General features: G+C 54.7%; 12 protein-coding genes. 8 read left to right on the top strand and 4 right to left on the bottom strand.

Going from position 1 to position 13011, the window contains the following annotated elements; all coding sequences use genetic code 11:
* Positions 1-20 precede the first annotated feature (20 nt).
* On the top strand, positions 21-1049 hold the full coding sequence (locus tag OH144_RS14585; protein ID WP_266203011.1) for a UDP-glucose--hexose-1-phosphate uridylyltransferase: 1029 nt from the start codon (positions 21-23) through the stop codon (positions 1047-1049).
* A gap of 142 nt (positions 1050-1191) precedes the next feature.
* Positions 1192-2769, top strand: a complete 1578-nt coding sequence (locus OH144_RS14580; protein WP_266203010.1) for a sodium/sugar symporter — start codon at positions 1192-1194, stop codon at positions 2767-2769.
* Between the two features lie 118 nt (positions 2770-2887).
* Here the strand turns inward: OH144_RS14580 and OH144_RS14575 are convergent, their stop codons facing one another.
* The 4 genes from OH144_RS14575 to OH144_RS14560 all read right to left on the bottom strand — a co-directional run bounded on the left by OH144_RS14575 (position 2888) and on the right by OH144_RS14560 (position 7146).
* A complete protein-coding gene (locus tag OH144_RS14575; RefSeq protein ID WP_266203009.1) occupies positions 2888-3118 on the bottom strand; it encodes a hypothetical protein in 231 nt (76 codons plus the stop codon).
* 260 nt (positions 3119-3378) lie between these two features.
* Complete coding sequence (locus tag OH144_RS14570) at positions 3379-5679, bottom strand: nitric-oxide reductase large subunit (protein WP_266203008.1); 2301 nt, start codon at positions 5677-5679, stop codon at positions 3379-3381.
* 103 nt (positions 5680-5782) lie between these two features.
* The gene (locus OH144_RS14565; protein ID WP_266203007.1) at positions 5783-6706 is read right to left on the bottom strand and encodes a hypothetical protein; all 924 of its coding nucleotides are present in this window, start codon (positions 6704-6706) and stop codon (positions 5783-5785) included.
* Between the two features lie 62 nt (positions 6707-6768).
* A complete protein-coding gene (locus OH144_RS14560; RefSeq protein ID WP_266203006.1) occupies positions 6769-7146 on the bottom strand; it encodes a hypothetical protein in 378 nt (125 codons plus the stop codon).
* A gap of 172 nt (positions 7147-7318) precedes the next feature.
* On the opposite strand from OH144_RS14560, the gene OH144_RS14555 reads away from it, so the two are divergent.
* The 6 genes from OH144_RS14555 (at position 7319) to OH144_RS14530 (ending at position 13011) form a co-directional block, all read left to right on the top strand.
* On the top strand, positions 7319-7852 hold the full coding sequence (locus OH144_RS14555; protein WP_266203005.1) for a c-type cytochrome: 534 nt from the start codon (positions 7319-7321) through the stop codon (positions 7850-7852).
* A gap of 36 nt (positions 7853-7888) precedes the next feature.
* Positions 7889-9919, top strand: coding sequence for a Sec-dependent nitrous-oxide reductase (gene nosZ / locus OH144_RS14550; RefSeq protein ID WP_266203004.1), 2031 nt, complete (start codon positions 7889-7891; stop codon positions 9917-9919).
* A gap of 88 nt (positions 9920-10007) precedes the next feature.
* A complete protein-coding gene (locus OH144_RS14545; protein ID WP_266203003.1) occupies positions 10008-10601 on the top strand; it encodes a hypothetical protein in 594 nt (197 codons plus the stop codon).
* Between the two features lie 2 nt (positions 10602-10603).
* Positions 10604-11065: a nitrous oxide reductase accessory protein NosL gene (locus OH144_RS14540; RefSeq protein ID WP_266203002.1), complete on the top strand. Its 462-nt coding sequence runs from the start codon at positions 10604-10606 to the stop codon at positions 11063-11065.
* The gene (locus OH144_RS14535; RefSeq protein ID WP_266203001.1) at positions 11046-12368 is read left to right on the top strand and encodes a nitrous oxide reductase family maturation protein NosD; all 1323 of its coding nucleotides are present in this window, start codon (positions 11046-11048) and stop codon (positions 12366-12368) included. Before OH144_RS14540 ends, OH144_RS14535 begins: the two co-directional genes overlap by 20 nt.
* The gene (locus OH144_RS14530; RefSeq protein WP_266203000.1) at positions 12307-13011 is read left to right on the top strand and encodes an ABC transporter ATP-binding protein; all 705 of its coding nucleotides are present in this window, start codon (positions 12307-12309) and stop codon (positions 13009-13011) included. The genes OH144_RS14535 and OH144_RS14530 overlap by 62 nt, the downstream gene beginning before the upstream one ends.

The raw sequence follows: 13011 nt of genomic DNA, 5'->3' as shown, positions 1-13011 counted from the left end.
ATCAACCTATAAAAGAAGCCATGTCTACGTTTGATTTAGCGGAGCATCCGCACAGAAGATACAACCCGCTCACCGGCGAGTGGGTGCTGGTGTCGCCGCACCGGGCCAAGCGCCCGTGGCAGGGGCAGCAGGAGGAGCAAAGCTGCGACACCCGCCCCGCCTATGACCCCGGCTGCTACCTGTGCCCGACCAATACGCGCGCGGGCGGCGAGCAGAACCCCGCTTACGAGGCTACCTATGTGTTCGATAACGACTTCGGCGCGCTGCAGGCCTCCGCGCCCGAGGGGGCTTATGTGGTGGGTGATCTGATCCGGGCTGAGAGCGAGCGCGGTATCTGCCGGGTGATCTGCTTCTCGCCCCGCCACGACCTCACGCTAGCCGACATGGAGGCGAGCGACATCCGCCAGGTGGTGGACCTGTGGCAGCAGGAGTATGCTGAGTTGGGCAGCCGCGATTTCATCAACTACGTGCAGATTTTCGAGAACAAGGGCGCTATCATGGGTTGTAGCAACCCGCACCCGCACGGCCAGATCTGGGCGCAGGGCACGGTGCCCGTGGAGCCTGCCAAGGAGACAACGCAGCAGGGACTATACTTTGAAAAGCACGGCCGCAGCCTGCTGGCCGATTACGTGGCCCTGGAACTGGAGACGCGCGAGCGGGTAGTGGCGGAGAATGAGCACTTCGTGGCGCTGGTGCCTTTCTGGGCCGTGTGGCCCTTCGAGACGATCATCATCAGCCGACGCCACTTCCAGCACATCGGGCAGATGACAGACGAGGAGAAGGACGGCTATGCCCAAATCATCAAATGCCTCACCGCCGCCTACGACCGTGTGTTCGGTGTGTCGTTCCCGTACTCCTCGGGCATCCACCAAAGCCCGACCGACGGGCAGGCGTACCCGGGCTGGCACTTCCACATGCACTTTTACCCGCCGTTGTTGCGCTCAGCCACCGTGAAGAAATTTATGGTGGGCTACGAGATGATGGGCAACCCGCAGCGCGACATCACCCCGGAGGCGGCCGCCAACCTGCTCCGCGGCCTGGTGCGCTAAAGTAGAAGCGAGCGCCGCAAAAGCCATTCGTTCTAAGTACAGGGCGGGTGGCTTCCAGCAATTACCTCTTTTAGAAAATAAGAGAGAAGTAAGTATAAATCAGAGCTAATCTATATATTAGCTCTCCCAAAACTGTAACTCGATGAATTTTTCTACACTCGACTTTATCGTATTCATAGGCTACTGCCTGCTCATTATTGCCGTCGGCATTTGGGTGTCCCGCGAGAAAAAGGGACACACCAAAAATGCCACCGACTACTTCCTGGCTAGTAAATCACTGCCGTGGTGGGCTATCGGGGCCTCGCTGATCGCTTCCAACATCTCGGCCGAGCAGTTTATCGGTATGTCCGGCTCGGGCTTCGCGATTGGGTTGGGCATTGCCAGCTACGAGTTTATGGCGGCTGCCACCCTTATCATTGTGGCGAAGTTCTTCCTTCCGATCTATATAAAGGAAGGTATCTTTACGATGCCGCAGTTCCTGAAACTGCGTTACGATGATCGCATCCGCACCAGCCTGGCCATCTTCTGGATCATGCTCTATATCTTCGTGAACCTGACCACGGTGCTCTACCTGTCGGCGCTGGCGCTGAGCGTGGTGCTGGGCGTCAGCACAACCTATGCTATTATCGGCCTGGCTGTGGTGGCGGTGTCCTACTCCATCTATGGTGGCCTGAAGGCCGTGGCCTGGACGGACGTGATACAGGTTATATTCCTGATCCTGGGTGGTCTGGTGACTACGTACCTGGCACTGGATGCCGTGAGCGGGGGCGATGGTCCTTTGAAAGGGATGGGGATGCTGCTGGAGCAGGTGCCCGAGAAGTTCGACATGATCCTGTCGGAAGAAAACCCGTTCTATAAGGACCTGCCCGGCATGACCGTTCTGTTTGGCGGCATGTGGATTGCCAACATCAGCTACTGGGGCTTTAACCAGTACATTATACAGCGTGCCCTGGCCGCCAAAAGCGTGAAGGAAGTGCAGTGGGGCCTGGTGTTTGCCGCCTTCCTGAAGCTGTTGATTCCGTTGGTAGTGGTAATTCCGGGTATAGCCGCCTTTGCGCTGAACGCTGAGATCAGCCGCTACGACGAGGCATACCCCTGGCTGCTGGGCAACCTGGTGCCAACCGGGCTGAAGGGCCTTGCTTTCGCTGCCCTGATCGCTGCCGCCCTTTCTTCCCTGAGCTCGATGATGAACTCCACGGCTACGATCTTTACCATGGATATCTATAAATCTCACCTGAAAAAGGATGCCTCCGAGACGCAGATGGTAACCGTAGGCCGCTTAGTCAGCCTGATCGCTATCATTATTGCCGTGCTCGTGGCTGAGCCGCTTTTGGGTGGCGAGGAGCAGATCTTCCAGTTCATCCAGAAGTATACCGGTTATGTGAGCCCGGGCATTGTGGTGCTGTTCGTGTTCGGCCTGTTCTGGAAGCGCGCTACCTCCAACGCGGCCCTGGCTACGGCCATCGCCTCCGTGCCGTTCAGCATTATCATCGACCTCACCTTCCCAACCATGCCGTTCCTGGACCAGATGGGGCTGGTGTTCCTGCTGCTCTCCCTGCTGATGGTGGGCTATTCGCTATATGAGAACAACGTGAAGGGCAGGTATCCGGAATATACCGTGGCCGTGGACAAAGCCTTATTTAAAACGGACAGTATCTTTAACGTTACGGCAACCGCCATCATATTTGTACTGGCAGCCGTTTACATTATCTTTTGGTAGGGGTAGGCCTCCTGCTTTAAGAAACAACAGCCGGCACCATGGTGCCGGCTGTTGCTGTTTTTATACTTCCCTGAGGCTTTAGGCAAGCAATCAGGAAGAGCGGACCTTTGCAGGTAGCTTACTGCTGCTGTTCTTCGACTGTTTTGCGTGAGAGGGTGTCCACGTCGAGGCGTGCGTTCTCGCCGGAATCCAAATCAAGCTGAGGCGAGATCTCTTCTCCTGCGCCAATCTCCACGCTTTCCTCCATATTATTCTCTTCCATAGTTGCCTCGTCCGCGGTGGTGTTATCCGAGGCATCGGAACAGGCAAACGTAAAGGCTCCCAAGGCTATAAATAGTATCTTTTTCATAGTATAAGTCGTTGGTCTGAGCTTGATTTAACGCAGCGCAGGATAGGTAGGTTATTGATGTGTCCTCTAAATGGGGTGTCTTTCAGGTTTTTGTGGCTTGTCTAGAAGCAAGGGCGCCGTGGAAGTATAAAGCCTTCATACTTTAGAGAAGCTCGGAAAGTATGGCTTTGGCAGGAAAGCAGAGCGCCCACCCTCCGAAAAAGGCAGGCGCTCTGTTTTATACTTACTCCACAGTGGCTGGGGAGCAAAGTACGGGTGCCTTATTTTGATGCCTTGGTTTTTCGGGCAGATGGATAATCCTCTGCCGAAACATCCTCATCGGCTTCCAGAGACCAGCCGGTTTTCAGGCCGATCACGAACCAGGCCAGCGCCACAACGCCACCGGCAAAGATAGTGTCTCCGACTACGCGCAGCCAGCGCAGGATTTCCATCGTATCGGTCTGCATGAACTCCATGGAGCGGGCGTACCACAGGCCGTGCTCCACGCTGGCCCAGGTCTGCAGCAGGCCAATGGGCAGCACGCTGATCAACACCATCAGCATCAAGCCAATGTTAATGGACCAGAACGCGAAGCTGATCACCCCATCCTTCCAGCGGCGGCGGGCCGAGAGGCCTTTCAGCACGAACAGCATCAGGCCGATGCCCAACATGCCGTAGACCCCAAACAGGGCCGTGTGCGCGTGAACCGGCGTGGTGTTAAGTCCCTGCATATAATAGAGCGCAATCGGCGGGTTGATGACGAAGCCGAACACACCGGCGCCCACCAGGTTCCAGAACGCCACGGCCACAAAGGAGTAGATCGGCCATTTATAGGCCTTGATCCACAGGGTGGCGCGGCTGAGTTCGAGGTTATGGTAGGCCTCGAAGCCGATGAGCACGAGCGGCACTACTTCCAGGGCGCTAAAGGTGGCACCCAGCGCCATCACCGCAGTTGGCGTGCCGCTAAAGTATAAGTGGTGGAACGTGCCGATGATACCGCCGAACAGGAAGATGATGGTGGAGAACAGCACCGTTGTGGTGGCCATTTTAGTATCGAGCAGGCCCATGCGCACGAACAGGAAAGCGATGACCACGGTGGCAAACACCTCAAAGAATCCCTCTACCCACAGGTGCACCACCCACCAGCGCCAGTACTCGGCAATGGCCAGGTTGGTGTGCTGGCCCCACATCAGGCCAGAGGCGTAGAAGATGGCGATGGCAGCCGAGGAGATCAAAAACATGCCCAGCAGGTGGCGGCCCTCCACGTCATTTCTAAAGGCAGGCAGGATAGCCCGCACCATCAGCCCCAGCCACAGGAACAGGCCTATCAGCAGGAATATCTGCCAGAAACGACCCAGGTCCACATACTCATAGCCTTGATGTCCGAACCAGAAGTTCTCCCCGTAGCCCAGTTTCTGCATCACGCCATACCATTGCCCGGCCAGTGAGCCAGCCACGATAATCAGCAGGCAGGTGAAGAGGAAGTTTACGCCCAGCTTCTGGTACTTTGGCTCGTGGCCCGATACGGCAGGGGCAATGTATAAACCGGTAGCCAGCCAGGAGGTAGCGATCCAGAAAATGGCCAGCTGCACGTGCCAGGTACGGGTAATGGAATAAGGCAGGTAGTCGGCGAGCGGGAAGCCGTAGAGTGCCTGGCCTTCCACGCCATAGTGCGCCGTTACCACGCCCAGCGTCACCTGCACCAGTATCAGCGCCGTCACGATCCAGAAGTACTTCAGCGTCGCCTTCATGGACGGCGTGGCTTTCAGGCCCAGCAGCGGGTCCTGCTTCGGCAGCTTGGACGTGTCGATCTCCTCCTCCCGGTTGGAAGCATAATAGTAAGCCAGCAGGCCAACACCCGCGATAAGTATGATTACACTGAAGCCTGTCCAGATAATAAGGTCGGAGCTGGGCTCGTTGGCTACCAGTTTCTCGGCAGGCCAGTTATTGGTATAGGTGATCTCTTTGCCGGGGCGCTCGGTTACGCAGGCCCAGGAGGTCCAGAAGAAGAAGGCGTTCAGCTTGCGCATGCGCTCCGGATCACTCACCGTGTTGTCCTTCATGGCGTAGGCGTCGCGGTAGTTTGCCAGTGCCGGGTCGTTCATAAACAGGCCGGTGTAATGCTGGCTCACATCGGCAATGGCTGCCGCGCGCAGGTCCGATATCTTCAGCTCGCCAGTCTCCGGGTCATAGGTGTTGGCCCGTAGCTGCTTTTGCAGACGCGCCTGTAGCATGGCCTGCATCTCCTCGTCCAGCTCGTCGTGCGTTACGCCCTTTTCCTGCTGTGCCCAGGTATCCAGAAAGAACATGGCCTCCTTGTGCAACCACTCAGCGCTCCAGTCGGGGGCTACGTAGGCACCGTGGCCCCAGATAGAGCCCAGTTCCTGCCCGCCAACCGATTGCCATACGTTCTGCCCGTCCTGGATGTCCTGTGCGGTGAACAGCACCTGGCCGGAGGCAGTGATCACTTTGTCGGGTATAGGCGGCGCTTGTCTGTAGATCTCGGTTCCGTAATAGCCGAGTACGGCAAAGGACCCCACTATCACAGCGATGAATCCCAGCCAGAGTTTTTTATACTTCATTAGCGTAAAGGTTAAATGGTAAAAGTGTTTGAATGTAAAATCTGAGTGTTAATGCTAGTGGCCCTGCAGCTACAGAATCGTGGCTTCAGGGCGGTTTTTGACTTTAAAACAGGTATGTCAGGTTTACCAGCGCTCTGCTGTTGCCCTTGGTTACATGGTGATCGTCCGTGCTGCTGATCGGGAGTTGCAACGTGCCTCCCACAGCCACTTTCCGGATGTACACGTTCAGGCCAAGATTGGCGTAGTAGGCGTCGCCGCCCATCTGCATCGTGTGTTCGCCGCTGTGCTGGTCTGCCCTGGCGTGCTCATAGTATAAGCCTGCGCTCGGCAGTAGCGTCAGGCTCTCCAGGTTCTGCCAATAGAAAAGGTTAGAGGAGGCGCTGATCCTGTCACCGAATTTATGACCGTCGGCGTTCTCGGAGTTAAAGCGGTAGGTAAAGTCGTTGTTGAGGCCCAGCTTGCCGTAGCGCAATGTGTAGATACCATTGAGCAAGAAGTCGGTGCTGCCAGTGCCCGGCTGCAGATTAGCCGCGTAGCCCTCGTGTGCCTGGCGTGTGTTGCGCGCTCCGGTGGCCAGCTTCACGCCACCACCCAGCTGCAGGGTATGCTTTACCCGGCTATAGAGGCTATCACCGGTGTTTAGCACGGTATAGTTGGCCATCAGGGTGATGTCGCCCAGGCCGCTATACCTGGTGTTGCCGCGTGTGGTGCTTTGCTCATTGAAAGTATAAGGCACAAAAGCCAGCAATTGTACATTTTTTACCGGCACATAGCGGCCCCATGCTTCCACGGTGCTGTAGCTTTCCTCAATTTTATCGGAATGTGTCATGGGCATGCCCTCGTGCATGTGCGTGTGTGTGGTGTTGATGGTATAGCTGCGGGTGCTGTAGCGCAGGCCCGCGAAGTTTTTGTGAAACTGTGGCAGGATGCCAAGGTAGCTGCCGCCCATGGTGCAGCCACCGTTGCAGGCCTGGCCGGCAAATGGGATGGTAAAAAGGGCGGCAAGAAGTATAAATAGCTTTTTCATATCTGTAACTCATTGAAAGAATAAGGAGGACCTGCGCCTGTGTGGCAGCAGGGGAGCCGGAGTTAAGACATGCGCCAGGGAGGGTGGAAGATGCTGAAGGAGGGGGAGGTAACTGCTCTGATTATATAGTGAGACGGTTGCTGCTGCGTAGCAAGGCCAGCAACCGGGCTGCTGGCCCAAAGGTAGAGTCTGGTGCAGGTAAGGTCTAAGGTTGGTTGTTTTTGGATTAGGGGCTCCTGCTGCCCGTGCTGCTCTGCTTTCTTTAGCTGTTTCTGCAGGTAGCAGGTGCCCTGGCAGGCAGCGTCCTGTACCTGACGCTGTACGCAAAGGTGGCTGGCGATATAAGACCGGTTTGCTTGGAAGAGTATGTAAATACCGGTCCTGTTCAGCGGCTGCACCACTGCACTTATAACCAGCAACATCCATACTATACGCTTCATGCCTTCCCCTATAAGGTTTGGGCTCAAAGGTCTTACCGGGTTATCTCCGGAAAAATGACATATGTCATTATTAAAAGAGATAAAGGTCTTTTATAGGAGAGGCCAACGATACTACATTTGTACCGTAGACAATCACTTAATTTCCTAAGCACTAGTTAAATTTTACACAGACATGAAAAAGTATCCGAGTAACCCAAGTGAATCGATGATGAACAAATTGTTTAAACCCCTGCGATTAGCCGTCACGGCCATGCTGTTTAGTACCGTGCTTTTTAGCTGTTCCTCAGGAGACGGCGAGAACACTGCCGCCACCGGGCAAGGAGAGAGCGGGCTGGCCAACCAGTCTGAAGCACCAGCTGCGGACGATGGAAAAGGAATAGGACCTGTCACGTCTGTGGAAGTTGGTGAGGGGGTAGACGAAGCGCTCGCCGCTGAAGGCAAAACCATCTTTGAAGGCAAGTGCTCTGCCTGCCACCAGTTGTCTGATCAGAAGATCGTGGGCCCTGGCCTGGCCGGTATAACGGATCGCCGCAAGCCGGAGTGGATCATGAACATGGTGATTAACCCGGAGGAAATGACCAAGAAAGACCCGGAAGCAAAGAAACTGTTGGCTGAGCACTTAACGCAGATGACGAACCAGAACATTTCTGAGTCTGATGCCAGAGCCCTGCTGGAGTTCCTGAGACAAAACGACCAAAATAGCTAGTAACAACACTTCGATAAAGAAAAACCCATAATCATTATGGAAACCCTGATTAGTAAATTCAAAAAAGTAGCACCTAAGGCCGCCCTGTTAATGGCGGTGGCTGCCGGTGCGGCACTGCAAGGTTGTAACAAATCTGGCGGGGAAAGCGATAAGGCTGTAGACTCTGATGCCGCCTCTGCTGTGTATGTGGCACCCGGCGAGCACGATGAATTGTATTCCTTCCTCTCAGGTGGTTTTAACGGGCAGGTATCCGTGTACGGCATTCCCTCCGGCAGGCTGCTGAAGATCATTCCGGTGTTCTCTCAGTTCCCAGAGAACGGCTACGGCTACAACGAGGAAACCAAGCCGATGCTGCAGACCTCACACGGCTTTGTGCCCTGGGATGACTTGCACCACCCGAAGCTTTCCCGTACCGATGGTATGGCTGATGGCCGCTGGCTCTTCGTGAACGGTAACAACACGCCGCGTGTGGCCCGTGTGGACCTGAAGACCTTCGAAACCGTGGAGATCATGGAGATCCCGAACTCAGCCGGTAACCACTGCTCCCCATACCCAACCAACAACAACGAGTACGTGATCGCCGGTACACGCTTCTCTGTGCCGCTGGACATGAAGGGCGGTACTGCCGACGTAAGTATGGAAGAGTACAAGGACAAGTTCAGAGGCTCTATCTCCTTTATTAAGGTAGATAAGGAAGATGGCGACATGGAGCTGGACTTCCAGGTGCTGGTACCAGGCTTCGACTACGACCTGGCCAACGGTGGCAAAGGCCCTTCTAACGACTGGGTGTTCTTTACCACCTACAATACGGAGAAATCCGGAACCCTGAAGGAACTGGGCGCCTCTCAGAACGACAGAGACTACCTGGCGGCCATTAACTGGAAAGTTGCGGCCAAGTATGCGGCAGAGGGCAAGGCACACGAGATGCCGGCCAACTACTACCATAACAAGCTGGACCACGGCTCCTTCCAGGCTAAGTCTGAAGTGAAGAAAACCGTGCGCTACCTGCTTCCGGAAGAGTGTCCGGGCATGATGTACCTGATTCCGGCGCCTAAGTCGCCGCACGGTATCGACGTAGACCCAAGTGGTGAGTACATGGTGGTAAACGGTAAGCTTGCCTCTTCGCTGCCGGTGTTCTCCTTCTCTAAAATGCAGAAGGCCATCGAGAACAAGGACTTTGACGGCGAGGTGAACGGTATCCCAGTGTTCAAGTATGAGTCTGTGCTGCAGGGCGAGGTGAAAGAGCCGGGCTTAGGGCCGTTGCACACTGAGTTTGACGGCAAAGGCAATGCCTACTCTACTATGTTCGTATCGTCTGAGGTGGTGAAGTGGAGCCTGAAAGACCTTCAGGTGAAAGACAGGATTCCGGTGTACTACTCTCCTGGCCACTTGATGATCCCTGGTGGTGACACGGAGAAACCGTATGGCAAGTACCTGGTGGTGATGAACAAGATCACAAAAGACCGCTTCCTGCCAACAGGCCCTGAGTTGATGCACTCCGCCCAGCTGATCGACATCAGCGGAGAGAAAATGAAGATGCTCCTCGACTTCCCAACAGTGGCCGAACCGCACTACGCCCAGGCTATCCAGGCAGACCTGGTGGCGCCGAACAGTGTCAAGTTCCATAAGCTGGATGAAAACACGCACCCGAACGCAGTTAAAAACGAGAAGGACGTGAGCGTGACCCGCAACGGAAAAACGGTTACCGTGAAGATGACCGCCATCCGAAGCCACCTGACACCGGACAACATTGAAGGCATACAGGTGGGGGACACTGTGCTCTTCCACGTAACCAACCTGGAGCAAGACTGGGACGTACCGCACGGATTCGCCGTGATGGGTGCTAACAACGCCGAAACCCTGATCATGCCGGGCGCTACGCAAACCCTGAGATGGGTACCGAAACAGGAAGGCGTGTATCCGTTCTACTGTACTGACTTCTGTTCTGCCCTCCACCAGGAGATGCAGGGATACGTCAGGGTATCGCCGAAAGGATCGAATGTCCCCATCAAGTTCAGGATGGGCGAGAAAAAGCCGGTGCCACCCGCGACAGCAAGTGTTAACTAACTACTTGAACCGGGCATAACCAAAGCGGGGGTTGCCCAGGCAACCTCCGCTTTATTTTTAGTTGCATAGCACCTTAACGTATAAAAGGATGAAGGCTCTAAGCAGAGTGCTGATGATCATAGCGGCGCTATCATTAGGCTTGTTGTTCCTCTTTCCAATGTGGAAGATCTACCTCGAAGCCCCGCAATACCCCGAAGGACTCGAGATGCATATCTGGGTGAATAAAATCTCAGGCAGCTCCGAAAGCGTACTTCAGAACTTCAACATACTCAACCACTACATCGGCATGGAGCCGATACACGCCGAATCGTTTGCAGAGCTAAAGATCATGCCCTACATCGTTGTCTTTTTTATGATAACAGGGGTTGTCGTAGCGCTGCTAGGTATCAGAAAGCTGATCGTATACTGGGCCGCACTGCTGATGCTGGGTGGGGCCGTGGGCATACTGGACTTCTACCTGTGGCTGGTCAAATTCGGCACCAACCTGGATCCCACTGCGCCCATCAAAATACCGGGCATGACCTACATACCGCCCTTGCTGGGCCATAAAGAACTGCTTAACTTCGATGCCCTCTCGCTGCCCTCAACAGGTAGTATAGGCATTCTGCTGGCCATCGTGTTTGCAGGCATCGCCTTTTATGTAAGCCGTGAAAAGAAGATTAGAGAAAAAATAACCGCATAACTATGAAGCTGTTGAAAAGTGTTGTAAGCCTGCTTTTTATACTTGTATTCCTTACCGGCTGCTCCGTGGAACCCAGGCCCATACCGTATGGTGAGGCCAACTGCGCTCACTGCAACATGACCGTGACGGACAACCGGTACGGTGCCGAGCTGGTAAATGACAAGGGCAAACCCTACTACTTCGACTCTGCCGAGTGCCTTGCGGCCTATGTGGCAGAGCAGCCGGAGGTAGGTGAAAAGGCAGCTTACCTGCTGGTAACAGATTATTTGAATCCTAATGAGCTGATCGACGCGCACAGCGCGCACTTCCTGCAGAGCGAGGCGCTGCCAAGCCCGATGGGAATGAACCTGACAGCCGTAAAAGACGAGGCAGCGGCTACCCAAATGCAACAGGAGTATGGCGGGCAACTGCTCGACTGGAACCAGGTTGTCTTAGCTGTAAAAAATGATGATAAATTTCAGTAAGCATACGTTTATACTTGCCGCTGCTTTTCTGTTGTTACCGTGGGGCCAGGTGGCCTTCGGCAGCACGCTGAAAGTATGCCAGACCTGTAGCTATACCTCGGTGAAGCAGGCAGTGCAGGCGGCAAAGCCCGGTGACACCGTGCTTGTGGACGGGGGCGTGTACCAGGAATCGGGCATCACCATAGACAAGCCCCTCACCCTGATCGGGAAGAACAACCCCATTATCGACGGCAACTTTACCGGACAGCTAATCTCCGTTGAATCCGACAATGTAACCGTAAAGGGGCTCACGCTGAAAAACGTGGCCACCAGTTACAGGCAGAACGATGCCGCCATCCGGGCAAAAGGGAGGCGCAACCTCCGCATCCTGGACAATACCATCCTGAAAACCTTTTATGGCATTTACCTGGAGGGTTCAGAGGGCATTGTGATAAAAGATAATGTGGTGCGGGGGGAGAACAAGGACAGGACCGAGTCCTCGCTGGGCAATGCCATCCACCTGTACTATACCGACGATGTGGAAATCAGCGGCAACGATGTGCAGGGCCACCGCGACGGCATTTACCTGGAAGTAGTGAAGGACAGTCAGGTGCGCAACAACCTGAGCCACAAGAACCAGCGCTACGGGCTGCACTTTATGTTCTCAGACCGTAATGTATATACCCACAACACCTTCCGCAGCAACGGGGCGGGCGTAGCTGTGATGTACACGAGCAACGTGCAGATGGAGCATAACACATTTGAGGACAACTGGGGCGCGGCCTCCTACGGCTTACTGCTGAAAGAGATCCGGGACAGTGTTATCCGCAACAACCACTTCCGGCGCAACACCACAGGCATTCACATGGAAAGCTCCAGCCGGCTCGACATAAAAAGCAACGATTTTGACCGCAACGGCTGGGCGATAAAAGTGATGACCACGTGCCTGGAGGATACCTTCCGGCTGAACAACTTTACCGGTAACTCCTTTGATGTGAGCACCAACGGCAAGTCGCAGCACAACCATTTCGAAAACAACTACTGGGACAAATATAGCGGCTACGACCTGAACAAAGACAAGATAGGCGACGTGCCCTACCGGCCGGTGAGCATGTACTCCATGCTGGTGGAGCGGGTGCCTCCTTCCGTTATGTTTATGCGCAGCTTTATGGTGGACCTGATGGACAATATAGAGAAAGTGCTGCCAAGCTTTATACCTGAGAACCTGGTTGATGAACAACCAATGATGAACAAGATTAACCATGATAACAATAGAGAACTTACGCAAGTCGTACGGAAAGCTGCAGGTGCTGAAGGACGTTAGTGTTAGCTTCGGCACGGGCAGGGTAGTGTCGGTCATCGGCCCGAACGGCTCGGGCAAAACCACCATGAGCAAGTGTATACTGGGCATGGTGTTACCGGATGGCGGTGATATCAGGATCGGAGGCGAGAGCGTGCTGAAGAAGTATGCCTACCGCAGCCAGATCGGCTATATGCCACAGATCGGCCGCTACCCCGAGAACATGAAGATCCGCCAGGTGATTCAGATGATCCGCGACATCCGCAAGGATGCCACGGTGGTGGATGAGGAACTGATCGGGCTCTATGGCCTGCAGGATATGTATGAGAAGCGCATGGGCGCCTTATCAGGTGGTACCAAGCAGAAAGTAAGCGCCGCGCTGGCCTTTATGTTTGACCCGAAGATACTCATCCTCGATGAGCCAACCGCCGGCCTGGATCCGATTTCGGCAGAAATACTCAAGTGCAAGATTCTCAAGGAGAAGAAAAAAGGAAAGCTTATCCTGATCACCTCGCACATCATGAGTGAGATAGAGGAGGTGGCCGATGAGGTTATGTGCATGATGGACGGGCAGGTGAAATTTCACGAGACCATCGCCGATATCAAGGCCCACACCAACGAGGAACGCCTGGGCAAGGCCATCGCAAAAATTATGGAGGAGGAATAA

The sequence above is a fragment of the Pontibacter kalidii genome, from assembly GCF_026278245.1.
GTDB classification, from domain to species: domain Bacteria; phylum Bacteroidota; class Bacteroidia; order Cytophagales; family Hymenobacteraceae; genus Pontibacter; species Pontibacter kalidii.
The sequence above is the reverse complement of the archived record's forward strand: the minus strand, read 5'-3'. Positions and strand labels throughout refer to the sequence as shown.

Bases quoted from the DNA above. Each gene is read 5' to 3' on its own strand.
- OH144_RS14565 (WP_266203007.1), bottom strand. From the start codon at position 6,706: ATGAAAAAGCTATTTATACTTCTTGCCGCCCTTTTTACCATCCCATTT.
- OH144_RS14580 (WP_266203010.1), top strand. From the start codon at position 1,192: ATGAATTTTTCTACACTCGACTTTATCGTATTCATAGGCTACTGCCTG.
- OH144_RS14545 (WP_266203003.1), top strand. From the start codon at position 10,008: ATGAAGGCTCTAAGCAGAGTGCTGATGATCATAGCGGCGCTATCATTA.
- OH144_RS14575 (WP_266203009.1), bottom strand. From the start codon at position 3,118: ATGAAAAAGATACTATTTATAGCCTTGGGAGCCTTTACGTTTGCCTGT.
- nosZ (WP_266203004.1), top strand. From the start codon at position 7,889: ATGGAAACCCTGATTAGTAAATTCAAAAAAGTAGCACCTAAGGCCGCC.
- OH144_RS14560 (WP_266203006.1), bottom strand. From the start codon at position 7,146: ATGAAGCGTATAGTATGGATGTTGCTGGTTATAAGTGCAGTGGTGCAG.
- OH144_RS14540 (WP_266203002.1), top strand. From the start codon at position 10,604: ATGAAGCTGTTGAAAAGTGTTGTAAGCCTGCTTTTTATACTTGTATTC.
- OH144_RS14530 (WP_266203000.1), top strand. From the start codon at position 12,307: ATGATAACAATAGAGAACTTACGCAAGTCGTACGGAAAGCTGCAGGTG.
- OH144_RS14570 (WP_266203008.1), bottom strand. From the start codon at position 5,679: ATGAAGTATAAAAAACTCTGGCTGGGATTCATCGCTGTGATAGTGGGG.
- OH144_RS14585 (WP_266203011.1), top strand. From the start codon at position 21: ATGTCTACGTTTGATTTAGCGGAGCATCCGCACAGAAGATACAACCCG.
- OH144_RS14535 (WP_266203001.1), top strand. From the start codon at position 11,046: ATGATGATAAATTTCAGTAAGCATACGTTTATACTTGCCGCTGCTTTT.
- OH144_RS14555 (WP_266203005.1), top strand. From the start codon at position 7,319: ATGAAAAAGTATCCGAGTAACCCAAGTGAATCGATGATGAACAAATTG.